Source organism: Rhizobium sp. 25PS6 (genome assembly GCF_032464655.1).
GTDB lineage: Bacteria > Pseudomonadota > Alphaproteobacteria > Rhizobiales > Rhizobiaceae > Rhizobium > Rhizobium laguerreae.
Genome location: NZ_JAWDIV010000034.1, coordinates 23784 through 47878, shown reverse-complemented (window position 1 = coordinate 47878; position 24095 = coordinate 23784). Strand labels below are relative to the sequence as shown.

At 61.9% G+C, this 24095-nt stretch carries 22 protein-coding genes; 15 read left to right on the top strand and 7 right to left on the bottom strand.

Going from position 1 to position 24095, the window contains the following annotated elements:
- Nucleotides 1-99: 99 nt before the first annotated feature.
- From RWK44_RS33450 to RWK44_RS33435, 4 genes are read left to right on the top strand one after another with little or no spacing between them, the layout of a single operon-like run.
- Nucleotides 100-987, top strand: coding sequence for a carbohydrate ABC transporter permease (locus RWK44_RS33450; protein WP_168256430.1), 888 nt, complete (start codon nt 100-102; stop codon nt 985-987).
- A 1-nt stretch (nt 988) separates the two neighbouring features.
- Entirely contained in the window at nt 989-1900 is a 912-nt protein-coding gene (locus RWK44_RS33445) for a carbohydrate ABC transporter permease (protein ID WP_027689374.1), read from the top strand.
- Nucleotides 1901-1919: 19 nt separating this feature from the next.
- Nucleotides 1920-3002, top strand: coding sequence for an ABC transporter ATP-binding protein (locus tag RWK44_RS33440; RefSeq protein ID WP_168283037.1), 1083 nt, complete (start codon nt 1920-1922; stop codon nt 3000-3002).
- A 57-nt stretch (nt 3003-3059) separates the two neighbouring features.
- Entirely contained in the window at nt 3060-3809 is a 750-nt protein-coding gene (locus tag RWK44_RS33435) for a ThuA domain-containing protein (protein ID WP_168283038.1), read from the top strand.
- 1 nt (nt 3810) lies between these two features.
- Here RWK44_RS33435 and RWK44_RS33430 read toward each other — a convergent pair whose 3' ends face one another.
- The 3 genes from RWK44_RS33430 to RWK44_RS33420 form a co-directional block, all read right to left on the bottom strand.
- On the bottom strand, nt 3811-4722 hold the full coding sequence (locus RWK44_RS33430) for an SMP-30/gluconolactonase/LRE family protein (RefSeq protein ID WP_168283039.1): 912 nt from the start codon (nt 4720-4722) through the stop codon (nt 3811-3813).
- A 95-nt stretch (nt 4723-4817) separates the two neighbouring features.
- The gene (locus RWK44_RS33425) at nt 4818-5639 is read right to left on the bottom strand and encodes an SDR family oxidoreductase (protein ID WP_168283040.1); all 822 of its coding nucleotides are present in this window, start codon (nt 5637-5639) and stop codon (nt 4818-4820) included.
- A 201-nt stretch (nt 5640-5840) separates the two neighbouring features.
- Entirely contained in the window at nt 5841-7028 is a 1188-nt protein-coding gene (locus tag RWK44_RS33420) for a phytanoyl-CoA dioxygenase family protein (RefSeq protein ID WP_316030040.1), read from the bottom strand.
- 95 nt (nt 7029-7123) lie between these two features.
- On the opposite strand from RWK44_RS33420, the gene RWK44_RS33415 reads away from it, so the two are divergent.
- Together RWK44_RS33415 and RWK44_RS33410 are read left to right on the top strand one after the other, a co-directional pair.
- Complete coding sequence (locus tag RWK44_RS33415) at nt 7124-8149, top strand: LacI family DNA-binding transcriptional regulator (RefSeq protein ID WP_131664490.1); 1026 nt, start codon at nt 7124-7126, stop codon at nt 8147-8149.
- Nucleotides 8150-8209: 60 nt separating this feature from the next.
- Nucleotides 8210-9427 carry an adenylate/guanylate cyclase domain-containing protein gene (locus RWK44_RS33410; RefSeq protein WP_131642953.1) on the top strand — a complete coding sequence of 406 codons (1218 nt, stop codon included), beginning with the start codon at nt 8210-8212 and terminating at the stop codon, nt 9425-9427.
- 17 nt (nt 9428-9444) lie between these two features.
- Here the strand turns inward: RWK44_RS33410 and RWK44_RS33405 are convergent, their stop codons facing one another.
- The 4 genes from RWK44_RS33405 to RWK44_RS33390 all read right to left on the bottom strand — a co-directional run bounded on the left by RWK44_RS33405 (nt 9445) and on the right by RWK44_RS33390 (nt 12824).
- A complete protein-coding gene (locus RWK44_RS33405; protein ID WP_131664489.1) occupies nt 9445-10224 on the bottom strand; it encodes an SDR family oxidoreductase in 780 nt (259 codons plus the stop codon).
- An 80-nt stretch (nt 10225-10304) separates the two neighbouring features.
- Complete coding sequence (locus RWK44_RS33400; protein ID WP_025396124.1) at nt 10305-10700, bottom strand: DoxX family protein; 396 nt, start codon at nt 10698-10700, stop codon at nt 10305-10307.
- A 153-nt stretch (nt 10701-10853) separates the two neighbouring features.
- Nucleotides 10854-12002: a galactonate dehydratase gene (gene dgoD / locus RWK44_RS33395; protein WP_011653629.1), complete on the bottom strand. Its 1149-nt coding sequence runs from the start codon at nt 12000-12002 to the stop codon at nt 10854-10856.
- A 66-nt stretch (nt 12003-12068) separates the two neighbouring features.
- Nucleotides 12069-12824 carry a FadR/GntR family transcriptional regulator gene (locus tag RWK44_RS33390; protein WP_131629359.1) on the bottom strand — a complete coding sequence of 252 codons (756 nt, stop codon included), beginning with the start codon at nt 12822-12824 and terminating at the stop codon, nt 12069-12071.
- Nucleotides 12825-13036: 212 nt separating this feature from the next.
- On the opposite strand from RWK44_RS33390, the gene RWK44_RS33385 reads away from it, so the two are divergent.
- The 9 genes from RWK44_RS33385 (at nt 13037) to RWK44_RS33345 (ending at nt 24067) form a co-directional block, all read left to right on the top strand.
- Nucleotides 13037-14020 carry an arabinose ABC transporter substrate-binding protein gene (locus tag RWK44_RS33385; RefSeq protein WP_077979410.1) on the top strand — a complete coding sequence of 328 codons (984 nt, stop codon included), beginning with the start codon at nt 13037-13039 and terminating at the stop codon, nt 14018-14020.
- Between the two features lie 70 nt (nt 14021-14090).
- Nucleotides 14091-15596 (top strand): L-arabinose ABC transporter ATP-binding protein AraG, encoded by a 1506-nt coding sequence (gene araG, locus RWK44_RS33380; RefSeq protein ID WP_131664511.1) that lies wholly within the window; start codon nt 14091-14093, stop codon nt 15594-15596.
- Nucleotides 15597-15613: 17 nt separating this feature from the next.
- Nucleotides 15614-16564, top strand: coding sequence for an L-arabinose ABC transporter permease AraH (gene araH / locus RWK44_RS33375; protein WP_131664488.1), 951 nt, complete (start codon nt 15614-15616; stop codon nt 16562-16564).
- Nucleotides 16561-17451: an aldose 1-epimerase gene (locus RWK44_RS33370; protein WP_168258617.1), complete on the top strand. Its 891-nt coding sequence runs from the start codon at nt 16561-16563 to the stop codon at nt 17449-17451. The genes araH and RWK44_RS33370 overlap by 4 nt, the downstream gene beginning before the upstream one ends.
- Nucleotide 17452: 1 nt before the next feature.
- Nucleotides 17453-18232, top strand: coding sequence for an SDR family oxidoreductase (locus RWK44_RS33365; protein WP_131664486.1), 780 nt, complete (start codon nt 17453-17455; stop codon nt 18230-18232).
- Nucleotides 18233-18442: 210 nt separating this feature from the next.
- Nucleotides 18443-18874, top strand: a complete 432-nt coding sequence (locus RWK44_RS33360; protein ID WP_017962203.1) for an OsmC family protein — start codon at nt 18443-18445, stop codon at nt 18872-18874.
- Between the two features lie 226 nt (nt 18875-19100).
- On the top strand, nt 19101-19709 hold the full coding sequence (locus RWK44_RS33355; protein ID WP_072640492.1) for a TetR family transcriptional regulator: 609 nt from the start codon (nt 19101-19103) through the stop codon (nt 19707-19709).
- A gap of 48 nt (nt 19710-19757) precedes the next feature.
- Nucleotides 19758-20897 (top strand): efflux RND transporter periplasmic adaptor subunit, encoded by a 1140-nt coding sequence (locus RWK44_RS33350; RefSeq protein WP_316030039.1) that lies wholly within the window; start codon nt 19758-19760, stop codon nt 20895-20897.
- Between the two features lie 26 nt (nt 20898-20923).
- A complete protein-coding gene (locus tag RWK44_RS33345; RefSeq protein ID WP_168283055.1) occupies nt 20924-24067 on the top strand; it encodes an efflux RND transporter permease subunit in 3144 nt (1047 codons plus the stop codon).
- Nucleotides 24068-24095: the final 28 nt, after the last annotated feature.

Sequence of the window (24095 nt, the reverse complement as noted above, 5' to 3'; positions counted from 1 at the left end):
CACCCTCTCTTCCGCCAGGACGGGGACGCGGCGCCAACGCCCGCGTCTTCCCGCTTTCATTCGATAAGCCGGTTCCATCGATAAGGTTTGTGAGCTTCCATGGCCCGAAACTCTCATGAAAAGCGCGCCGAGCGGCAATGGCTGCTGATCCTGCTGCCCTCGCTGGTGCTGCTTCTGGCCTTCGTCATCTATCCGGCCCTCTACTCGATCTATCTGAGCTTTACCAATGAAGCGCTGACCGGGGCTGCGGCCCTTCGGCCCCGCTTCGTCGGTCTCAGGAATTACACACGGCTTTTCAACGACGCGAAGTTCTGGAATTCGCTGTTCGTCACTTTCGTCTTCGTCATCGGTTCGGCGGTGATCGGCCAGTTCGTGCTCGGCCTGATCTCGGCAATTGCGCTGCGCCGGCCGATCCGCTTTCGGCGGGTGTTCTCGTCGATCATCCTGTTGCCGAATGCAGCCCCCGAAGTCGTCGCCGGTTTCATGTGGATCTCGATGCTGGCGGGCGGTGACAATGCCACGCTCAGCCGCATCGTCAGCTTCTTCGGCATCACGCCGGCCGACTGGCTGCAGGTCTTCCCGCTGTCGATGATCATTGTCGTCAACACCTGGCGCGGCATCGCCACGGCGATGATCCTGCTAACGGCCGGCCTCAGTACCATTCCGGCGGAGATCTATGAGGCGGCGCGCATGGACGGCGCCACCCCATCGCAGATGTTTCGCCGCATCACCCTGCCACTGATGATGCCGACGATCCTGCTCTATATGCTGATCTCGGCCGTCTCCACCATCGCCGTCTTCGGCCTCGTCTATGCGCTGACGCGCGGCGGACCGGGCGGGGCGACCGAGGTGGTCAGCATCTACATCTACAACCAGTCCTTTACGTCGTTCCAGCTGGGTTATGGTGCTGCGGTCGCCGTCGTCGCGCTCGTCATCTCGCTGATATTAGGTATCGCCTATGTCCGGGCCATGAAGGTGGAGGTCTGACATGGCCGTCGTTTCCCCAAGCGAAACTGCAAACAAGGGTCGCTCCGACCTCATCGCCTATGCGACGCTGTCGCTGATCTCGATCTTCTGCGCGGTGCCCTTCTTCTGGGTGCTGCTTGCCTCTCTCGACGGCAATGCGCAGCTCTTCCTGCATTGGCCGGAGCAGTGGACTTTCGCCAACTATATCAGAGTCTTCACCAAGGAGGACGGGGCGAAGTGGCTGTTCAATTCGCTCTTCGTGGTCGCTAGCGCGACGCTGCTCGTCATGGTGCTTTCCGGGCTCGGCGGTTATGCCCTGTCGCGCACCCGGGCTTGGTGGAAGCTGCCCTTCCTCTACGCGATCCTGCTCATCCGGGTGCTGCCGCCGACGGCGCTCGTCGTGCCGCTCTACAAATTCCTGCTGACGCTGAACAATGCGGAAGCGGCGGTGCTCAGGCCGATCTTCGGCAGCTATGCCCGCGACATCATGCGCTGGACCGGCTTCATCGACGGTTATCTCGGGCTGATCCTGGTGCTTGCGACGATGCAATTGCCGCTGGCGCTCTGGATCATGAAGACCTTCTTCGACGGGCTGCCGAGGGACTACGAGGAGGCGGCCCTGATGGATGGGGCAACACTGATACAGCGCATTCGCCGGGTGCTGATCCCGCTGGCGCTGCCCGGGCTTGCCGCCGCCGGGCTCTTCGCCTTCATGTCGGCCTGGGGCGATTTCCTGCTGCCGCTGATCTTCCTGTCGTCACCGGAGCTGCAGACGCTGCCGCTCGGTCTCTTCCGCGCCTTCCTGCGCATCAATGAGATCGATTACGGCCTGCTGACCGCGCTGGCATTCATCTATCTGCTGCCCGCCGTCGTCGCCTTCGGTTTTGCGCGGCGCTTCCTCGTCCAGACGTTTTCGGGCGGCGTGAAGGGCTGAGATCAAGAAAGAGAAACAGATGATCAATCTCAGAAACGTTCGCAAATTCTACGGCGCGCTCGAGGTCATCAAGGGCGTCGACATTACCGTGGAAGACGGCGAGTTCGCGGTTTTCGTCGGTCCGTCCGGCTGCGGCAAGTCCACGCTGCTGCGGATGATCGCCGGCCTCGAAGGCATCGACGAGGGCGACCTCATCCTTAACGGCAAGCGCATCAACGACGTGCCGCCCGACAAGCGCGGCATCGCCATGGTGTTCCAGTCCTATGCGCTCTATCCGCATATGAGCGTGGCCGAAAACATCGGCTTCTCGCTCAGTCTGAAGAAGGTGCCGGAGGTGGAGATCCGCCGCCAGGTGGAAGCTGTAGCCGAAATCCTGCAGCTCACCGACTACCTCGATCGCCGCCCGGCCGCCCTTTCCGGCGGCCAGCGCCAGCGCGTGGCGATCGGCCGCGCCATCATCAAGAAACCGGCGCTGATCCTGTTTGACGAGCCGCTGTCGAACCTCGATTCGGCGCTGCGCGTGCAGATGCGCGCTGAGCTGCAACGCCTGCACCGCGAGCTGAAGGCGACCGTCGTCTACGTCACCCACGACCAGGTGGAGGCGATGACGATGGCAGACCGCATCGTCGTGCTGAACAAGGGTCTCGTGGCACAGGAGGGCGCGCCGATGTCGCTTTACCATCAGCCGGACAATGAATTCGTCGCGACCTTCATCGGCTCGCCGAAGATGAACATCATTCCCGTCACGGCGACGCGGCCGTCGGCGGGCAAGCTGCATCTCAACAGCCCGATCGGGCTTTCGCTCGATCTCGTCGATGCCAGTGGCGCGGTGCAGCAGGGCGAGGCCAAGCTCGGCATCCGGCCGGAGCATCTGAAGATCGCAGCCGAGGGCCAGGGACATTTCACCGCCGAGGTCGTCATCGTCGAGCGGCTCGGCGTCGAGACCTACATGACCGTCGGTTCGCAGCAGCAGCCGATCGTGGTGCGCGCCGAAGGCGATATCGCGGTGCGTCCGGGCGACCGCGTGCCGCTGACGGCCGATCCCGCCGCCTGCCACCTGTTCGATTCCGCCGGCCGGGTCATCCGTCCGGCAACCGCCTGACAATTTCGCCCGACACATCAAGACCTAAACATCGAGGCCCAAACATCGAGGAATGCCATGACAATCAAGGTCACCATCTGGAACGAGGGACGCCACGAGCAGCTCCATAAAGAGGTTCAGGAGATCTATCCTGATCGTATCGATGGAGCGATCGCATCAGGCATTGCCCATCCCGATTTCGAAATTCGCCGCGGCACGCTCGATGATCCTGATGAAGGCCTGCCGGACAGCGTGCTCGATGATACCGACGTGCTACTCTGGTGGGGGCATATGGCGCATGAGGAGGTCAGCGACGGGCTGATCGACCGCGTGCAGCAGCGCGTGCTGAAGGGCATGGGTTTGCTGGTGCTGCATTCCGGCCACCATTCCAAGCTCTTCCGCCGGCTGATGGGCACCAATGCCAACCTGTCCTGGCGGGAGACGCCGGAAGGCGACCTGGAGCGGGTCTGGGTGGTCAATCCCTCGCATCCGATCGCCGAGGGGCTGCCGCCCTATTTCGAGGTCAATGCCTCGGAAATGTATGGCGAGCCCTTCGATATTCCGCAGCCGGACGAGCTGGTGTTCATTTCCTGGTATTCCGGCGGCGAGGTGTTCCGCAGCGGCTGCACCTTCCAGCGCGGGCGTGGGCGCATCTTCTTCTTCAGCCCCGGCCACGAGACCTATCCGATCTATCACGACAAGACTGTGCACAAGGTGATCTCGAACGGCATCCGCTGGGCGCGGCAGAAACACGCCGATGGCCGCATCCTGGAAAACTGGCATCGGGCCGAACCGCTGCACGGCCGCCCCGACAAAGTGAAGGCCTGATCTATGGATGTTGCGCGCCGGTCGTCTTGATATAAATCGAATAGACCGAACGCGTCGCAGTGATGAAGAGCCGGTTTTTCTTGGGGCCGCCGAAGGTGAGGTTGGACACCGTCTGCGGCACCCTGATCTTGCCGAGCAGCGCTCCCTCGGGTGAAAAGCAGTGCACGCCGTCGGAGGCACTCGTCCAGAGATTGCCGGCGACATCGAAACGGAAACCGTCGGGATGGCCGACATCGAGGCTGCAGAAGTAGCTGCTATTCGCAAGCCTCCGGCCGTCGATGACGTCGAAAACGCGGATATGGCGCGGCACTTCATGTTTTGCGGAGCCGGAATCGGCAATATAAAGCTTCGTCTCATCGGGCGAGAAGGCAAGGCCGTTCGGCTGGATGAAATCCTCGACGACGGCGTCGATCGCTCCGCTTGCCGGATCGATCCGGTAGACGTTGCGCGTGGGCTGCTCGGGCTCGGCCTTGTGGCCCTCGTAATCCGACAGGATGCCGTAGGTCGGATCGGTGAACCAGATCCCGCCGTCGGAGTGCACGACGACGTCGTTCGGCGAGTTCAGCCGCTTGCCTTGGTAGCTGTCGGCGAGAACCGTGATGGTGCCGTCCGTCTCGGTACGGGTGACGCGGCGGCCGCCATGTTCGCAAGAGACCAACCGGCCCTGCCGGTCGCGGGTGTTGCCGTTGATGTAGTTGGAGGGCGAGCGGAAGACGGAGACGGTCCCATCCGGTGTCCAGCGCATCATGCGTTCATTCGGGATATCACTCCAGAGAAGGCAGTTCAGGTCGGAAAACCAGACCGGGCCTTCCGTCCAGCGGCAGCCGGAATAAAGCTCCTCGAGGCAGGCGCTGCCGATGACCATTGCACCGAAGCGTTCGTCGCGGATCTCATAAATCGGATTGTCGCCCATGCCAGTTTCCTCCCTGAATGCTGCCGTTCTTTTCCTAGCGGCAAAAAGCTGGAGGTGCCAGAGCCTGGCGATGGAAATGCCGGGCTCCGGTTTCGTCAGAGGGCCGCGACCGGATGCGGCGAGCCGTCGTAAGCGCCCCAGATCGACTGGTCGAAGCAGATGACCGAGCCGGTCATCAGACCGGATTCGCAAGACGACAGGTAAGCGCAGGCGCGCGCCACCTCGTGCGGATCGACGAGGCGGCCGAAGGGCTGGCTTGCCGCCGCCTTCTCCAGCCAGTCGGCAGGGGCATCGTGATATTCACGCTGAATCCGGTCCTCACCCTCGGAGGCCATCCAGCCGATGTTCAGACCATTGACGCGTATGCGGTTGCGCAGGAGCGCATAGGCGGTGTTCTTCGTCAGCGTTTCCAGCGCGCCCTTGGAGGCGCAATAGGCGGCGATGAAAGGCTGGCCGGCTTTGGCCGACATCGAGCCGATATTGACGATCGTACCCTCGATTTTTTCGCGGCGCATGACCTTCACCGCCTCCTGCATCAGGAAAAACGGCGCACGAACATTGACGGCGAACATGGCGTCGAAGAGTTCCGGGCTGGTATCGAGAATGGTGCCGCGATCGGTGATGGCGGCGGCGTTGACCAGCGCGTCGACGCGGCCGAAGTTCTCGTCACAGGCGCGCACGACATGCTGTGCTTCCTCGACTTTGCCGAGGTCGGCTTTGACGTAGACGATCCTGGCGCCGGTCGCAGCCGAAATCTCCGCCGCCTTCGCCTTGCCCTTGGCTTCGTTGCGGCCGCAGATGACGATGCCCTTTGCACCGCGTTCGGCGAAGAGGCGGGCAATGGTCGCGCCCAACCCTTGCGTGCCGCCGGTAACGATGGCGATCTTGCCATCGAGGCGGCCGTGGTCTGTGCTCATGTGGTTCCTCCTTTGTGATGACGTACGAATGGCCTCCCGCGGGTGCGAGAGGCTTTTATGTCGTGCGGATGCTCCCTCATCCGCCCTACAGGCACCTTCTCCCCGCTGGGTAGAAGGGGGAATCGAGACGTTGCGGCATATCCCTTCTACCCTCGGGGAGAAGGTGCCGGCAGGCGGATGAGGGGGCCTCCAGCCTCCAAATCAGCTCAGCTTCTTCTGCGTCTGCTCGGCAAGTGCTGCCGTAAAGGCTTCATCGCTCCAGCCTTGCTTCAGCGCCTCGTGCATCAACTGCGCCTGTGTCTTCGGCGCCAGTCCGCCGAGCGGCGGGTCGCGGTCGAGGTTGGTCGGGAAGGAGTAGCCTTCGGCGCAGGCGGCGACGGCGTTGGCGATTTCGTCAGGCGAGTGCCTGCCCTGCAGGGCCTTCAAGGCGGGGAACAGCCTGGCGCTCATCCTCTCACGGTTGACGGTTTCCATTGCCCGGCCGAAGGCGGAGGAGACCTGCAAGAGGTTGGCGACACGCTTGATGTCCGCCGAGCGGTTGGTGCCGGCGGCATGGAAGAGGGCAGGATTGAAGAAGACGACGTCGCCTTTTTCGAGCGGCAACTGGACATGGTTGGTCTCGAAATAATCCCGGAACTCCGGCCGCTTCAGCGCGAGATAGCCCGGTACATAGGTCTGGCTGTACGGCAGGAAGAGCGTCGGACCGCTTTCGAGTGGCATGTCGCAATGGGCGACCGCACCCTGCAATGTCAGCACCGGCGAAAGCCGATGCACATGTGCCGGGAACTGCTCGATCACCTTTGAGGACTGAAAGCCGAGATGGTAGTCGCGGTGCGCCGACTGCGCCGAACCGCCCGGATTGACGCGGTTGACCTGCGCCGTCATCTGGTAGCTCGGGCCGAGCCAGGCTTCGCTTGCCAGCGCGACGATGGCGTTGCCGTAATATTCGGCGAAATTTGCCGGATCGGCGAGGCAATGTTTTTCCAGCGAGTTCCAGATGCGGTCGTTTGCACCGGGCTTGGCGAAGTGGTCGCCGCCGCCGGTCGCGGTGCGATGCTGTTCCTCGATGATCGCATCGAAGATCGTGCTGGCGCGGTCGACGATGCCGGTGTTTTCGTAGGCGCGCTTGAACACGACGACACCAGGACCCTCGCCAAAGGCGTCGCAGATTTCCGCCAGGACGGCGCGTCGGCCTTCTGGCGTCGCGGCCGCCGTCATCACCTTGCGGCTGTCATAGATCAGCACGTTTTTTTCGACCGTAGACGCCGTGGGGTAATCGGCAAGCGCCGTCGTCTTTTCCGCAAGGGCGCGAAAATCATCGAGATCGCAGGCGTCTTCGCTCAGCCAGACGCGATCGGCGCGCAGTTTCTGCTGGTTGTCGGTTTTCATGGCGGGCTCCTCCCTCTTTCCAATGGAGGCACTATACGCCGCGATGCCAGGTGATATAGATCAGAAATCCATCAAAAAACCATCAGGCCGGTCGCATGGCACACCTCTTTCTTGTCAAGGATATCGCCTTCCAGGCGGGGCTCAGCACCGCCACCGTCGACCGGGTGCTGAACGGCAGGCCGGGTGTGCGCCGGCAGACCGAGATGCGGGTGAAGGCGGCGATCGCGGAGCTGCAGAAGCAGCAGGCCGGGGCAATGGGCAGCGGCCGCATGCTGGCCATCGATATCGTCATGGAGACGCCGCAGCGTTTCAGCGATGCGGTGCGGGCAGCCTTCGAGGCGGAGATGGCGACCTTCCTGCCGGGCGTCTTCCGCTGCCGGTTCCATTTCGCCGAGGTGATGAAGCCGGCCGAGCTGGTGCAGCTTCTCGATCGCATCCGGCTGCGCGGCACGCACGGCATCGTGCTCAAGGCGCCTGACGTCGCCGAGGTGGCCGCCGCCGTCGCGCGGGCGGATGCGGCCGGTATTCCCGTCGTGACGCTGGTGACCGACCTGCCGAATTCGGCACGCATCGCCTATGCCGGCGCCGACAACCGGGCGGCGGGAGAAACCGCCGCCTATCTCATCGGCGAATTCCTCGGGGCTGGCGGCGGCAAGGTGCTGGTAACGTTGTCGAGCGGAAGGTTCCGCGGCGAGGAGGAGCGCGAAATCGGCTTTCGCCGCGTCATCCGCGCCCGTTATCCCGAGATCGGCATTACCGAAATCAGCGAAGGGCACGGCACCGATGCTGCGACGGGAACGCTTGCCGCGGCAGCGCTTGCGGCCGATCCCGCCATCAACGCCGTCTATTCGATCGGCGGCGGCAACCGGGCGGTGCTTGCGGCCTTCGACGCGGCCAAACGCCCCGTCCGGGTTTTCGTCGCCCATGATCTCGATGCCGATAATCGCGCCCTGCTTGCGGCGCGTCGGATCGGCTTCGTGCTGCATCATGATCTCAAAACCGATGCACGTTCGGCCTTCCGGGCGATCATGAGCCGGGCGACTGCCTTGCCGCGCGCGGTTACGCCCTCGCTTTCATCAGTCGAAATCGTCACGCCCTACAATATGCCCGCGGCCGATTGAGCCAATTGACTTTCCTTCGATGCCGAATTCGGGCTACAGCTTTGACACGAGGTGAGCGGCATGGATTACAGCGACGTCAGCACGATTGCAGCCTGGATCACGGAGCAGGGACTGAAAGGCGCTTCGGAGGCCGAACTCATGACCGGTTTCTGCTCGGCTTGCCGGGATGCCGGCCTCCCGCTCGACCGCGGCCTGGCGCTGATGGATACGCTGCATCCGGTGCATGAGGGCCGCGCCTTCCGCTGGGACAGCGTCGAGGAAGTCCAGACCGAATTCGAATATGGTCCGACGATCTCGGGGGAGGCGGCGTCGAACTGGCAGCGTTCGGCTTTCTTTCATCTTTGGTCTCGCAACGAGCGGGAGATACGCCGGCGTCTCGGCTTCGGCGATCCCATCGATTTTTCCATGCTCGATACGATCGCTGAAGCCGGTCACACCGACTTTGTGGCGATGATGCATCGTTTCAGCGAGGCCGGCACGATCGGCGAGATGGATTGCTTCTTCTCGCATTTCGCGACGAAACATCCTGAGGGCTTTTCCGATCACGACCTCGCCATCCTGCGCAAGCTGGTGCCGGTGCTGGGGCTGGCGATCAAATGTATCGCGCTCGGGCGTATCGCCCGCACCATCGCCGAGGTCTACCTCGGCGAGGACGCCGCTCGCCAGGTGATGGAAGGCAAGATCAGCCGCGGCAAATCGGAACGGATTTCCGCGGCACTCTGGTTTTCCGACCTGCTGAACTACACCAAGATCTCCGACAGCGTGCCGCCGGAGGAGATCATCCCGCTGCTCAACGACTATAGCGAGGCGGTTATCACGGCGATCCACGAGTCCGGCGGCAACGTGCTGAAGCTGATCGGCGACGGTGTGCTCGCCATCTTTAAGGGCGAGGTACCGGCGGAGACGTGTCGCGCGGCGCTGAGCGCCGAATCGCTGCTGCGGGAAAAGCTCACTACGCTGAATGCCGCGCGTGCGGCTGACGGCCGGGCGACGACCGACGTCTATATCGGCCTGCATATCGGTGATGTCTTCTACGGCAATATCGGGAGCCAGGATCGGTTGGACTTCACCGTCATCGGGCCTGCTGTCAACGAGGTCAGCCGGATCGCCTCGATGTGTCGTTCCGTTGATCTCAACCTGTTGATCTCCTCCGATTTCGCCGCGGCGATTCCGGAGCAGCAGCGTACCGCCCTCGCCTGCGTCGGACGCTATGCGTTGCGCGGCGTGCAGCGGGCGCAGGAACTGTATACCCTCGACAGTGCCCAGCTGAACGGCTGAGTTCTTGACTGCAAGGGCTATCGCAACAGGCCCTGGCCGCCGTCGATCCAGATCGGCGTACCGGTGATGTGCCGTGCGCGGTCGGAGGCGAGGAAAAGGATTGTTTCGGCGACATCCTCGCTCTTGCCTGCCTTGCCGCCGGCAATCGGGATATCGCCCTCAGGCCAGATGACCGGAACCTCCGTCTCCTCGCGGTGGCGGCTATCGGTATTGGCGCCGATATTGGTCTCGATCTCGCCGGGGCAGACGGCATTGACGCGGATGCCATGTCGACCGAGTTCAAGGGCGAGTTGCTGGACCATGGCGACCTGGCCCGCCTTGGTTGCGGTGTAGGCGGTGGCGCCCGGCGTGGTGAAGGTGCGGGTGCCATTGATCGAAGAGACGACGATGATCGAGCCGCCGTGGCGCTTCAGATGCGGAACCGTCAGATGCAGGGTCAGATAGGTGCCGCGCAAATTGACGGCGATGGTCTTGTCCCATTCATCCGGCTTCAGATCGTCGATCGGCGCCCAGACGCCGTTGATCCCAGCATTGGCGACAACGATATCGAGGCCGTCGAAGGTGTCGGTCAGTTGCGCGACCGCGCCCCGCATTTGCGCTTCGTCGCTGGTATCTGCCGTCAACGCGATCGACTCGCCGCCGGCGGCATTGATTTCGGCGCAGGTCTTTTCGACCTCGTCGGCGGTGCGGCTCAGTGCTGCGACCCTTGCACCCTCGGCAGCGAGCCGCAACGCGGCCGCTTTGCCGATGCCGGAACCGGCGCCTGTTACCAGTGCGATCTTTCCCTTCAGCTCCATGGGGGGCTCTCCTTGCCGTTTTGCCGACATGCCAACTGTTCGGCGCGGCAGTTGGTTCCGGAAGAGGCGGGTCGTCGCGGTTATCTTAGAAGCGTTTGCTTCAACGCCCATCTCTCCGGTCCGTGGACGGCGGCAAAGAGCAGACCGGCAAGGAAGGTAAAATGATCGATGAAGAAGCCGAATTCGGCCTGGTTCTGTTGCCAAAGGGACGGACCGTGGAAGGCGAAGGCGAGGAAGATCACATAGATGGCTGCGAGCAGGCTGGCCTCGGTGAAGAAGGCCCCCGATATGAAAGCGAGCGCCAGCGCGATCTCGAAGAAGGCGGCGATCCAGGTAAGGAATGTCGCCATCGGAAAGCCGGCGGCAGTGATATAGCCCGCCGTTGCGCCGATATCGGCGAACTTGAAGCCGGCGGCCATGAAGAAGACGAAGCTGAAGATGATGCGGGCGACGATGATTGCGATTGCTCTGGCCATCCTGAAATCTCCTCTTTGAGCTTCCACTATGACGGACGGGACACGCGATATCCTACACGGGGAATGAAAAAGGGCCGCTCGCGCGACCCTGTCACTTTGAGTTGCGCATAATCCTTTCCGAAAATCGGCTCCGATTTTCGGGGTTATGCGCGTTCACCACTCGGCGAAGCTGCCGTCGGCATGCCGCCAGATCGGGTTGCGCCAGCGGTGGCCCTCCTTGGCGCGTTCGATAACATAGGCCTCGTCGACCTCGATGCCGAGCCCTGGACCCTGCGGGATCGAGACGAAACCATCGGCATACTGGAACACCTCCTTGTTGGAGATATAGTCGAGAATGTCGTTGCCCTTGTTGTAGTGGATGCCGAGGCTCTGTTCCTGGATGAAGGCATTGTAGCTGACGGCATCGACCTGCAGGCAGGCGGCAAGCGCGATCGGACCCAGCGGGCAATGCGGCGCCAGCGCCACGTCGTAGGCTTCGGCCATCGCTGCGATCTTGCGGCATTCGGTGATGCCGCCGGCATGGGAGAGATCCGGCTGGATGATGTCGACGTAGCCGTCCGAAAGGACCTGCTTGAAGTCCCAGCGCGAAAAGAGCCGTTCACCGAGCGCAATCGGCGTCGAGGTGTGGTTGACGATATCGCGCAGCGCTTCCTTGTTTTCGGAAAGCACCGGCTCTTCGATGAACATCAGCTTGTAGGGATCGAGCTCCTTGGCGAGAACCTTCGCCATCGGCTTGTGCACGCGCCCGTGGAAATCGACGCCGATGCCGATATGCGGGCCGATCGCCTCGCGGATGGCGGCGATGGTCTCGACCGCTTTCTCCACCTTCTCATTGGTGTCGACGATCTGCATTTCCTCGCAGCCATTGAGCTTGATCGCCTTGAAACCACGGGCAACCACTTCCTTGGCATTGTTGGCGACATCCGAGGGCCGATCGCCGCCGATCCAGGAATAGACCTTGATACGATCACGAAGCTGGCCGCCGAGCAGGGAATGGATCGGTTGGCCGAGTGCCTTGCCCTTGATGTCCCACAGCGCCTGGTCGATGCCCGAGATCGCGCTCATGTGGACGGCGCCGCCGCGATAGAAGCCGCCGCGATACATCACGGTCCAGTGGTCTTCGATCAGGAAAGGATCCTTGCCGATCAGGTAGTCTTCCAGCTCATGGACGGCGGCCTGAACGGTGAGCGCACGGCCTTCGACGACCGGTTCGCCCCAGCCGACGATGCCCTCGTCGGTCTCGACCTTCAAAAACAGCCAGCGCGGGGGGACGATATAAGTGGTGAGTTTGGTGATCTTCATCGCTGTTCTTTCAGTCTCTTCCCGGGTTTGCGATCGGCGGCGCGTCCGTAGATTTGTCGTGATCGGTTATTTCGTTCTGCCGATCGCTTTTTCGGCGGCGGCAAGATCGCGCACCGCTAGATCGAGCATGCGGTTGGCGCATTCGCGGGCGCCAGCCTTGTCGCGCATGCGCAGGGCCTCGACCAACTGGCCATGAACGAGCACCGCATCCTCGCGATTCTCGACACCGATATTGGAGGCATGCAAGGCATATTTCAGCGCCGCGTGAATGGCGCTCGACAGGCGGCGGAAGACCTGATTATGGCTGGCGGTGAGCAGCACCGTGTGGAACATGACGTCGGCATCGGTGAAGCTTTCCGGGTCGCGGGCGCTGTCGCGCATCTGCCGCCAGGCATTGTCGAGATCGGCGATCTCCTGGGCGCTGGCGCGCTCGGCGGCATATTCGGCGGCTGCCGGCTCGATGGTGCGGCGGGCTTCGAGAATGCAGCCGAGCAGGTCGAAATCCTTGATATAGGGACCCATCCATTGAAGCACGTCGGCGTCCAGGATATTCCAGTCGTCCTTGTCGCAGACGGTGGTTCCGATGCGCGGCTTACCGCGGACCAGGCCCTTGGACTCCAGCACTTTCAGCGATTCGCGAATGACGGTGCGGCTGACGCCGTAGAGTTCGCAGAGATCGTTTTCGCGCGGCAGCGGCGAGCCCGCGGGATAGCGGTCCGCACAGATATCCTGAGCGATCGCCGCCGTGACGTTGCGGCGTACGCGCGGCCGGCGTTCGATGCGGCGGCTTTCGGCCCCGCTCTGTCGCTCGATTGTTTCCAACTCACCTCTCCGCTCTGTCTCGCGTGCTAGGCAACCGAACCTGATTATCCGAATTCGATCCGCTTTGCGACGCTTCCTCCCGGCATCTCGTCAATAATCCTATTATTCCAATCATCATACATTGGCAATTGACTGGTATGATGATTTATCATAATTCAGTGGACGTTGCCTGGGAGGCAGCGGCTCGGTTTTTGAGAGTTAGGGAGAGAGACATGCGCTTGTTCAAAGCAGCCATTTTGGCTGGCACTTTCGCCATTCTGGCAGCCGGCTCGGCATTTTCCGCGGACGTCAAGATAGGGTTCATCGTCAAGCAGCCCGAGGAGCCTTGGTTCCAGGACGAATGGAAATTCGCCGACCAAGCCGCCAAGGAAAAAGGCTTCACCGTCGTTAAGATCGGCGCCGAAGACGGCGAGAAGGTCCAGTCGGCGATCGATAATCTCGGCGCCCAGGGTGCGCAGGGCTTCATCATCTGCACGCCCGACGTCAAGCTCGGCCCCGGCATCGTCGCCAAGGCCGAAGCCAACCAGCTGAAGCTGATGACGGTCGACGACCGCCTCGTCAGCGCCGACGGCAAGCCGCTGGAAGACGTGCCACATATGGGCATTTCAGCCACCAAGATCGGCGAGACCGTCGGCCAGGCGATCGTCGACGAAATCAAGAAGCGCGGGTGGGACATGAAGAATGTCGGCGCCGTGCGGGTCTCCTATGACCAGCTGCCGACGGCCGTCGACCGCGTCGAAGGCGCGATGTCGGTGCTGAAGTCCGCCGGCTTCCCGGTCGAAAACATCTATGATGCGCCACAGGCGAAGACGGATACGGAAGCGGCGCTCAACGCGGCGACCACCGTTCTCAACAAGCATGCCGACGTGAAATACTGGGTCGCCTTCGGCCTCAACGACGAAGCCGTCCTCGGCGCCGTCCGTGCTTCCGAATCGGTCGGCATTCCGGCGGCCAACGTCATCGGCGTCGGCATTGGCGGCGCGGAGTCGGCAATCAACGAGTTCAAGAAGCCGGCGCCGACGGGCTTCTTCGGCACCGTCATCATCTCGCCGAAGCGTCATGGCTACGAGACGGCGCTCAACATGTACGACTGGATTGCCAACGACAAGGAGCCGGCAAAGCTGACGCTGACCTCCGGTTCCCTGGCACTGCGCGACGATTACGAAAAGGTCCGCAAGGATCTTGGCATCGAGTGATCGTCCTTCCAAGATGATATCGTCCGGCGGCCGCTCAGCGTGCCGTCGGGTCTTTCTCGACGGAGCGATGATGGCTTTCCTCGAATTCAGCAATATCTCCAAGGGTTATCCCGGCGTGCAGGCGCTGGCGAATGTTTCCTTCACGGTCGAGAAGGGCGCCGTCCACGGCCTGATGGGCGAAAACGGTGCCGGCAAATCAACGCTGATCCGCGTACTGTCAGGCGATCAGGCCACCGATGGCGGCAACATCCTCATCGACGGCAGGGAGCAGAAATACGGGTCCGTCCGCGACGCTTTCCATGCCGGCGTCATCGTCATCCATCAGGAACTGCAGCTCGTTCCGGAGTTGACGGTCGCCGAAAATCTCTGGCTTGGACGCTTTCCCGCCAAGGGCGGCATCATCCATTCGAAGGCGCTGATCGAGACGGTGCGGTCGAAGCTCGAGGAGATCGGCATCGATGTCGATCCACAGACCAAGGTCGCCGCCCTTTCGATCGGTGCGCGGCAGATGGTCGAGATCGCCAAGGCCGTCATGCTCGATGCGCGGGTGATCGCGTTGGACGAGCCAACCTCCTCGCTTTCCTCGCGTGAAAGCGAAATCCTGTTTTCACTCATCGACAGGCTGAAGGCGAAGGGAACGGTCATCCTCTACGTCTCGCATCGTCTCGACGAGATCTTCCGTCTTTGCGACAGCCTGACGGTGCTGCGCGACGGTAAACTTGCCGCCCACCATCCTGACATCGCTGAAACCACGCGAGAGCAGATCATCTCGGAAATGGTCGGACGCGAGATCAGCAATGTCTGGGGCTGGCGCGAACGTCCGCTCGGCGGCATACGTCTGGAGGTCAAGGGCCTGTCGGGACCGAGGCTACGCCATCCGATCAGCTTTTCCGTCCGCCAGGGCGAGATCCTCGGTTTCTTCGGCCTGATCGGCGCCGGCCGCAGCGAGATGGCGCGGCTGCTTTACGGCGCCGACACCAGGCATCAGGGCCAGGTGACGATCGATGGCGTTGCCGTTTCGCCGAATAATCCGAAGGCGGCGATCAATGCCGGAATGGTGCTCTGCCCCGAGGACCGCAAGTTCGACGGCATCATCCAAGGGCGATCAATCGAGGAGAATATCGCGATCTCATCGCGCCGGCATTTTTCGCCTTTCGGCATTCTGAGCCCGAGACGAGAGGCGGCGCTGGCAGATCGGTTCATCGCCAAGCTTCGGGTGCGGACGCCGTCGCGCAAGCAGGACATCATCAACCTTTCGGGCGGCAACCAGCAGAAGGTCATTCTCGGCCGCTGGCTGTCCGAGCAGGGGATCAAGGTCCTCGTCATCGACGAGCCGACGCGGGGCATCGACGTCGGAGCGAAATCGGAAATCTATGAAATCCTCTACGAGCTTGCGGCCGGCGGCATGGCGATCGTGGTGATATCAAGCGAGTTGCCCGAAGTCATGGGCATCTCCGATCGCATCATGGTGATGTGCCAGGGCAGGGTGGCGGCCAATGTCGCCCGCCAGGATTTCGACGAGCGCAGCATCCTGACAGCAGCGCTTCCCGACAAGAATGCCGCAGGCACCCTTTAGGACCAGGAATACGGACGATGATTTCGTTGAAAAAAATTCTTCTCGGCGAACAGGGGCTGGTGGTGATCTTTGCTGCCGCCTTCGTGATCGTCTCGCTCTTCGTTCCGAACTTCCTGACCGAGCGAAACATGCTGGGGTTGCTGCAGTCGGTCGTTACGATCGGCATCGTCGCCTGCACGATGATGTTCTGCCTGGCTTCGCGCGATTTCGACCTTTCGGTCGGATCAATCGTCGCCTTCTCCGGCATGATCGCGGTGATGGTCTCCAATGCGACAGGCTCTATTCCCATTGGGCTGCTCGCCGCCCTGCTGTGCGGCGCCGTCGTCGGTTTCGTCAACGGTATCGTCATTGCGCGTTTTCGCATCAATGCGCTGATCACCACGCTTGCGACCATGCAGATCGTCCGCGGGCTGGCGCTGATCGTGTCCGATGGCCGCGCCGTGGGCATCAACGATCCGGCCTTCTACCAGCTCGCCCTGTCGCGATTTCTCACGGTGCCGACGCCGATCTGGATCATGTTGGTCCTTTTCATTCTCTTCGGTTTCGTGCTCAACCGCACCGTCTTCGGCAAAAACACCCTGGCGATCGGCGGCAATCCCGAGGCCTCGCGGCTTGCCGGCGTCAATGTCGTCAACATGCGGGTCTGGATCTTTGCGCTGCAGGGGCTTGTCTGCGGCATTGCCGGCATCCTGCTTGCCTCGCGCATCACCTCCGGCCAGCCGAATGCGGCGACAGGGCTTGAGCTTTCGGTGATTTCTGCCTGCGTCCTCGGCGGCGTTTCGCTGGCCGGCGGCCGGGCGGCAATGAGCGGCGTCATTGTCGGCGTGCTGATCATGGGCATTGCCGAAAACGTCATGAACCTCTTGAATATCCAGGCGTTCTATCAGTATGTGGTCCGCGGGCTGATCCTGTTGATCGCAGTGTTGCTCGACAATTTGAGGTCTTCGGCTGCGGGACGGCGCGGATGAACCAGGGACAAACCGGCGATGACATCGAACTGAGGCACGGCGATCTCGCCGTTCGGGTCAGCCGTCGGGGTGCGGCCGTCACCGCCGCGACCTATCGAGGCGTGCCCTTTCTCGTGGCGGCTGGCGGGCCGGATGGAGCGATGGCGAATTTCGCGATGGTGCCGTTTGGCAACCGCGTGGAAGGCAATACCATGTCCTTTGCCGGACGCGACTATGCCTTCCGGCCGAATACTTCCGATCCGCTCTATCGGCACGGCGACGGCTGGCTCAGCCTCTGGCAGCTTGAAGACTCCAGCCCGGAGCATGCGCAATTCTGCTTTTCCCGCAGCGCCGACAGGGTTTCACCTTATGCCTATCTCACCCGGCAGGAGATCCGTCTCGCCGGCGATGCGCTGGTGCTGACACTTTCCGTGGAAAACCGCGGCGAAGCCGCCCTTCCTTTCGGGCTCGGTCAACATCCCTTCTTTGCGCGCACGCCAAAGACGCGGCTGACGATTGCGGCCGATCGCTATTGGAGCGAGCGGCCGGACCACCTGCCGGAGATGCCTGGCCCTGTGCCGGGTTATTTCGATTTCAGATCCGAAAAGCTTTTGCCGCAGAGATGGATGAACAATGCCTTCGAGGGTTGGAATGGGCGAGCTGCGATCGCCTGGCCGGAACTTGGAATTCAGACGGCGCTGGAAGCCGGTGGTGCGCTCGATCGCTTCATGCTGTATATGCCGGTCAACCGGAGCGACTTCTTCTGCCTTGAGCCGATGAGCCATCTGCCGAACGGCCACCATCTGCCTGATTTCGGTGGGCTCACGTCGCTTGCGCCAGGTGAGGCGCTTGCCGGCACGGTGACGATCCTGATGTCGGCGCTGCCGGTTCAACCGAAGGGATCATAAGATGGGCAGCCGTCTGCAGGGCAAGAACATCCTGATAACAGGTGCTGCGCAGGGTATCGGGCTTGCGATGGCGAAGGCTTTCATGCGGGAGGATGCCGCCGTCTTTCTCGTCGATCGCGATGCGGCGCTGCTGGCGCAGGCAGCGAAAGAGCTCCAGAGCAGCGGCGGCCGGCTTGGTTATCTGCCGGCCGATATTACCGATGCCGGCACGATCACGATGTTGGTCGCCCAGGCGAATGAAGAGATCGGACAGCTGAACGCGCTCGTCAACAATGCCGGGGTGAATGTCTTCGCCGAACCGCTCGAGACGACGGACGAGGAATGGAACCGCTGCTTCGACATCAATCTGAAGGGCGCATGGAACTGCTGCAAAGCGGTATTGCCGGGCCTGATCGAGCAGGGCGGCGGCGTTATCCTCAATATCGCCTCGACGCACGCTTTCACTATTATCCCGCACACATTTCCCTATCCGCTGGCCAAACACGCCCTGCTTGGAATGACGAAATCCTTAGGGCTGGAATATGCCGCCCGCAATGTCCGCGTGAACGCGTTGGCGCCGGGCTACGTCTCGACGCAGAAGGTGATCGATTACTGGAACGGCTTCCCTGATCCGAAGGCGGCAAAGGCCGAGACGATGAAACTGCATCCCGGCGGGCGCATCGCGACACCGGAGGAGATCGCCATGGCGGCCGTTTTCATGATTTCCGACGAGTGCCCGTTCATCAATGCCACCTGCCTGACAATCGACGGCGGCCTCAGCGTCCTGCAGCATCCCGTTTGAACGGGCTTCGACCGCGGCAATTTTTACATGCCTGTCGTCTTCTCGGCATAGAGCATTATATTGCCCATCGGGAAGGCTATCTGATCTCCCGCAGGCACAGAGCGGCGCCCTGCCGCTTTCTACAAACAGTTGGAGCATGATGTTGTCCGAAAACCGCGCACACTTTTCGGCATCATGCTCTGAAAACACAATCGAAAACAGGAGGACGGCATGCAGATCAATCGCACGGCTTCGGCCCATTGGACCGGTGGCCTCAAGGACGGCAAAGGCCTGATCTCGACGCAGAGCGGCGCCCTGAAGGACTATCCCTACGGCTTTGCAAGCCGCTTCGAAGGCATCCCCGGCACCAACCCGGAAGAGCTGATAGGTGCCGCCCATGCCGGCTGCTTCACGATGGCGCTGTCGTTGATCCTCGGTGAAGCCGGCTTTACCGCCGAGCATATGGAAACCTCCGCCAAGGTGACGCTCGAAAGCGTCGAGGGCGGCTTTGCCATCACCGCCATCCATCTCTCGCTCTCCGGCCGTATTCCCGGGGCCGATGAAGCGACCTTCACCGAACTTGCCAACAAGGCGAAAGCCGGCTGCCCGGTTTCCAAGGCTCTCGCCTCCGTTCCGATCACACTCGACGTCAAGGTCGTCTGACTCGTCACTCCATCAACGAAGTGCCGCGTGCTTGTCGCCGCGGCGCTTTGTATTTGGTGCACCCATTGTCGGCGTCCCCTATTCCGGCTCGAGTTGTTGCTTCCGCCGGACTGCGCTCGTTTCGCAAAGCCTTATGCTGCGCTACAGCATGTTGACAAGTAACGCCTGATATTTTACGACTGACGAAATTCGAAAATCGTCAGTCGTAATTCAGGTCCCGAAACTTATGAACGACATCGCGGAAAATACGCTGGACATCGCGCGGCAGGAGAATGTGACCCGCATTCTCGACGCGGCCGAGCGGCTGTTTCGGCACTATGGCTACAGCAAGACGACGGTGGCCGACATTGCCCGCGATCTCGGCATGTCGCCAGCCAATATCTATCGCTTCTTCGCCTCCAAAGTCGAAATTCACCAGGCGCTCTGCGGGCGCATGCTCGCCACCGCTTATCAAATTGCCTACGACATTCGCCATCAGCCGATCAGCGCCAGCGAGCGGCTGCGCCGCTATGTCGAGACCCAGCATCAGTTGACGCTCGATCTGATGCTGGACGAGATGAAGGTGCACGAGATGATCGTGGTCGCCATCGAGCGCGACTGGCATGTCATCGAAAAGCATATGGATCGTGTTCATGATCTCATTGCCGAAATCATCGCCGAAGGCATTGCAGCCGGGGAATTCGCCGAGCAGGACCCGGTGGTTGCCTCGCGCTGCTTTGGTGCTGCGACGAACACTCTCTGCCATCCGCAAATGGTGGCGCAATGTCTTGCCAAAACGAACCGCGCAAGCGTCGACGAGCTGATCAGTTATGTGATCAGGGCGCTGAAGAAATAATGGACGGCAGCCGCCACCGAAACCCCAAACGATCCAGGAGTGCGAAAGATGTTTTCGCTCAAGACCCTCAGCCATCGCATGCCGTCCGTCGCCAGTCTCATGCTCTTCGGCGCCATCGGCATCGGCGTTTCAGCCTGCTCGGAAGAGAAGGCTGAGGTCAAGCAAGTCATCCGGCCGGTGAAGGTCGTCGAGATCGCCAAGGCCGGCGACACCCGCAAGCTCGACTATTCGGGCTCGGTCAAGGCGCGCACGGAGATGAACCTCGGATTTCGCGTCGCCGGCAAGATCACCGAACGCCTCGTCGATATCGGCGACAAGGTGAAGCCGGGCGACGTGCTCGCTCGGATGGACTCCACCGATTACCAGTTGGCGGTCAAGACGGCGGAAGCCAATCTCGCAGCCGCTGAAAAAGGCGTGGAAACCGCCGATCTCGTGAACAAGCGCAATCAGCAGCTGTTCGACAAGAATGTTTCGCCGAAATCCCAGCTCGAGCAAGCGTCGCTCAGTTACGATCAGGCCGTTTCAAGCCGCGATGCCGCCGTCTCGGCGCTCGATCAGGCGAAGAACCAGGTGAGTTATGCGGAGCTGAAGGCCGACCACAACGGGATTGTCACGACGATCAATGCCGATGTCGGCCAGGTCGTTGCGTCGGGCACTCCCGTCGTCGCCGTTGCCGTCGACGGCGAAAAGGAAGTGCAGATCGCCGTTCCGGAAAACGACATTGCCGAATTCAAGCCGGGTAAGACAGTCAAGGCAAGCTTCTGGGCCGACGACAGGCTGGTGCTCGACGGCAAGGTGCGGGAGGTTTCCGGAAGCGCCGACCAGCAGTCGCGTACCTTTGCGGTCCGCGTGAGCCTGCCGAACGATCCGCGCGTCTTGCTCGGCATGACGGCGACGATCGAGGCCGACGTCAGCAATAGCAACAGCTATGTCTCGATTCCGCTCAGCGCACTGGCTGAAAAGGACGGCAAGCAGATGGTCTGGACCGTCGACCGCGACACGGCGACCGTGCATGGCCGCGACATCAAGGTCGCCGATTTCACCGGCGACGGCGTGCATGTGACTGAGGGTCTCGATACCGGCGATCTCGTCGTTTCAGCCGGCACGCAGTTCATGAGCGAAAACCTGAAGGTGAAGGTGCCGGACCAGCAGTCGGCCCTGGCTGCCACGGACCAGACCGTCCGCTGAACGCGCGATAAAGAGAGAACAGGACCATGGACGCCACCACCGAAAAGCGGCCCTTCAATCTGTCGCGCTGGGCGATCGGACATCCGAGCATCGCCCGCTTCCTCTTCGGACTGATCATCATCACCGGCGTGCTCGGCCTGATGCGCATGGGCCAGCGCGAGGACCCCGAATTCACCTTCCGCGTCATGGTCGTTCAGGCGATCTGGCCGGGCGCTTCCATTCAGGAAATGGAAGATCAGGTCGTCAACAAGATCGAGCGCAAGCTGCAGGAAACACCGCATATCGACTGGGTCAAGTCCTATACGCGTGCAGGCAGCGCGATCATCACCCTGCAGGTCAAGGGCGACACGAATTCGGAAGAAGTGGCGGATGCCTTCTACCAGGTACGCAAGAAGGTCGGCGACATATCCAGCGAGCTGCCGCAGGGCCTGCTCGGCCCCTATTTCAACGACGAGTTCGGCGACACCTTCATCACACTGCATTCGATCAGCGGCGACGGTTATTCCTATCCGGAACTGAAGAAATTCGCGATCCAGGCGCGCGACATGCTGCTGACGACGCCGGGCGTCGAGAAAGCCGTCATCATCGGCGACCAGCCTGAGAAGATCTATATCGACGTCTCATCCAAGGCGCTCGCCGAGCGCGGCCTGACGATCCTCGATCTGCAGAACGCCATCAAGGGCCAAAACAATGTCGATCCGGCCGGCTCGGTCGATACCGGCCTGCGCTCGGTGCGCATCTCGGTCGAAGGCGACGTGAAGAAGGCGGCCGATATCCGCGAGCTGCGCCTTCGCGCCGGCGGCCAGGTGACGCGCCTCGGCGATATCGCCACCGTCAGTCCCGGTCTCGAAGATCCCTACCAGCGCAAGTACCGTTTCAACGGCCACGACAGCGTTCAGGTCGGCGTCGTGATGGCCAAGGGCTTCAATGTGACCGATGTCGGCAAGGGCGTAGAGGCGACCTATCAGCGTTTCGAAGAGGCGCTGCCCTACGGCGTCGCCGTCGATCAGATCGCCAACCAGCCCGACGTGGTGACGGATGCGGTCAGCGAATTCATGCATGCGCTCGGCGAAGCTCTCATCATCGTGCTGGTCGTCTCGTTCGTGTCGATCGGCTGGCGATCGGGTCTCGTCATCGCCATCGCCATTCCACTGGTGCTCGCAGCCACTTTTGCGCTGATGTACGAACTCGGCATCGACCTGCAGCGCATCTCGCTCGGCGCGCTGATCATCGCGCTCGGCCTGCTTGTCGACGATGCGATGATCGTCGTCGAGATGATGGAGCGAAAGCTGGAGGAGGGGCTCGTCAAGATCGAGGCGGCAAGCTTTGCCTATTCCTCGACCGCCTTCCCGATGCTGACCGGCACGCTGATCACCACGGCCGGCTTCATTCCCGTCGGCTTCGCCGCCTCGACGGCCGGCGAATATGTGCGGTCTCTGTTCTACGTCGTCGGCATCGCGCTCGTCACCTCGTGGTTCGTCGCGGTCTACTTCACGCCGTGGCTCGGCTATATGATCCTCAAGCAGCGCCATCACGCTGGCGAGCATCACGACGCCTTCGACACCGGCTTCTACCGTCGGCTGCGCAGCACGGTCGGCTGGGCGGTGCGCCACCGAGTCATCGTGCTGTTGCTGACGCTTGGCACCTTCGTCACCAGCCTCTGGGCCTTCCAGTTCATTCCGCAGAATTTCTTCCCGCAATCTTCGCGGCCGGAAATTCTCGTCGATCTCTGGCTGCCCGAGGGCACCAGCATCAAGGAAGTCGAGGTGCAGGCAAAGGCGCTGGAAGCCAAGATGATGGATGATCCCGACAAGCGGTTCATCGCCACCTATATCGGCGAAGGCGCGCCGCGCTTCTTCCTGCCGCTCGACCAGCAGCTGCGCAATCCGAACTTCGCTCAGCTGCTCGTCATGGCCAATGACGAACCGGCACGCGAGCGGCTGATCGTCAGGCTGCGGACGATCCTTGCGGAAGACTTCCCCGATATTCGCGGCAAGGTCGACCGCCTCTTCCTCGGTCCGCCGACCGGCTGGCCGGTGCAGATGCGCGTCATGGGGCCCGACCGCCAGGAAGTCAGGGAGATCGCCGATCAGGTAAAGGCGCGCTTCCAGGCCAATCCGATGCTCGGCGCCATCCATGACGACTGGCTGGAAGAGGTGCCGGGGATGAAGCTAGTGATCGACCAGGACCGCGCCCGAGCACTCGGCGTCACCTCGCAGCGCGTGCGCCAGATGCTGCAGACCGCCATGTCGGGGGCTGCGCTCGACGATTTCCGCGACGGCGAGGAGACGGTCTCGATCGTCGCCCGCGAGCCGGATGCCAGCCGCTCGCTGCTGTCGGCGGTCAACTCGGTCTATGTGCCGACGGATTTCGGCGGCTTCGTGCCTGTCTCGCAGGTCGCCAAGGTCGTGCCCGTCATGGAGCAGGGCATCGAATGGCGGCGCAACCGCCTGCCGACGATCACCGTGCGCGCCACGCTGCCTGACGATGTGCAGGCGAACGACGTGGTGATGAAGATGTATGCCGACATGAAGGACCTGCGCGACAGCCTGCCTGCCGGCTACAATGTCGAGATCCAGGGCGGCGCCGAAGATGCGGCGGAGAGCCAGATGTCGATCGCCGCCAAGGCGCCGATCATGCTCGCCGTCATCATCGTGCTGTTGATGGTGCAGCTGCAGCATTTCGGCAAGGCGATGCTGGTGCTCGCCACCGGTCCGCTCGGGATCATCGGTGCTGCTGCCGCATTGCTGGTCAGCGGCGCGCCCTTCGGCTTCGTGGCGATCCTCGGGGTCATCGCGCTGCTCGGCATCATCATGCGCAACTCGATCATCCTGGTCGATCAGATCGACCAGGATATCAAGGCCGGCATGCACCGGCAGGAGGCGATCGTCGGCGCGGCCGTACGGCGTTTCCGGCCGATCATGCTGACGGCGCTGACCGCCGTGCTGGCGCTGATTCCGATTTCGCGCGGTGTCTTCTGGGGTCCGCTCGCCTACGCGATGATGGGCGGCATCCTGGTTGCGACCGTGCTTACCATTCTGGTTCTGCCCGCCGGTTACGCCCTTTTCTTCGGCCGGGAGCCGAAAGCAAGGGACGAGCCAGGCCAGCATGCCGACGCCATCCAGGAAGAGGCGGATGACAGACATCCGCCGGCGTTGGCAGCAGAGTGAGGACGGCGCGGCGAAAGCCGCGCCGTTT

Coding starts and splice junctions, on each gene's coding strand:
- RWK44_RS33450 (WP_168256430.1), top strand. CDS start 100: ATGGCCCGAAACTCTCATGAAAAGCGCGCCGAGCGGCAATGGCTGCTG.
- RWK44_RS33445 (WP_027689374.1), top strand. CDS start 989: ATGGCCGTCGTTTCCCCAAGCGAAACTGCAAACAAGGGTCGCTCCGAC.
- RWK44_RS33440 (WP_168283037.1), top strand. CDS start 1,920: ATGATCAATCTCAGAAACGTTCGCAAATTCTACGGCGCGCTCGAGGTC.
- RWK44_RS33435 (WP_168283038.1), top strand. CDS start 3,060: ATGACAATCAAGGTCACCATCTGGAACGAGGGACGCCACGAGCAGCTC.
- RWK44_RS33430 (WP_168283039.1), bottom strand. CDS start 4,722: ATGGGCGACAATCCGATTTATGAGATCCGCGACGAACGCTTCGGTGCA.
- RWK44_RS33425 (WP_168283040.1), bottom strand. CDS start 5,639: ATGAGCACAGACCACGGCCGCCTCGATGGCAAGATCGCCATCGTTACC.
- RWK44_RS33420 (WP_316030040.1), bottom strand. CDS start 7,028: ATGAAAACCGACAACCAGCAGAAACTGCGCGCCGATCGCGTCTGGCTG.
- RWK44_RS33415 (WP_131664490.1), top strand. CDS start 7,124: ATGGCACACCTCTTTCTTGTCAAGGATATCGCCTTCCAGGCGGGGCTC.
- RWK44_RS33410 (WP_131642953.1), top strand. CDS start 8,210: ATGGATTACAGCGACGTCAGCACGATTGCAGCCTGGATCACGGAGCAG.
- RWK44_RS33405 (WP_131664489.1), bottom strand. CDS start 10,224: ATGGAGCTGAAGGGAAAGATCGCACTGGTAACAGGCGCCGGTTCCGGC.
- RWK44_RS33400 (WP_025396124.1), bottom strand. CDS start 10,700: ATGGCCAGAGCAATCGCAATCATCGTCGCCCGCATCATCTTCAGCTTC.
- dgoD (WP_011653629.1), bottom strand. CDS start 12,002: ATGAAGATCACCAAACTCACCACTTATATCGTCCCCCCGCGCTGGCTG.
- RWK44_RS33385 (WP_077979410.1), top strand. CDS start 13,037: ATGCGCTTGTTCAAAGCAGCCATTTTGGCTGGCACTTTCGCCATTCTG.
- araG (WP_131664511.1), top strand. CDS start 14,091: ATGGCTTTCCTCGAATTCAGCAATATCTCCAAGGGTTATCCCGGCGTG.
- araH (WP_131664488.1), top strand. CDS start 15,614: ATGATTTCGTTGAAAAAAATTCTTCTCGGCGAACAGGGGCTGGTGGTG.
- RWK44_RS33370 (WP_168258617.1), top strand. CDS start 16,561: ATGAACCAGGGACAAACCGGCGATGACATCGAACTGAGGCACGGCGAT.
- RWK44_RS33365 (WP_131664486.1), top strand. CDS start 17,453: ATGGGCAGCCGTCTGCAGGGCAAGAACATCCTGATAACAGGTGCTGCG.
- RWK44_RS33360 (WP_017962203.1), top strand. CDS start 18,443: ATGCAGATCAATCGCACGGCTTCGGCCCATTGGACCGGTGGCCTCAAG.
- RWK44_RS33355 (WP_072640492.1), top strand. CDS start 19,101: ATGAACGACATCGCGGAAAATACGCTGGACATCGCGCGGCAGGAGAAT.
- RWK44_RS33350 (WP_316030039.1), top strand. CDS start 19,758: ATGTTTTCGCTCAAGACCCTCAGCCATCGCATGCCGTCCGTCGCCAGT.
- RWK44_RS33345 (WP_168283055.1), top strand. CDS start 20,924: ATGGACGCCACCACCGAAAAGCGGCCCTTCAATCTGTCGCGCTGGGCG.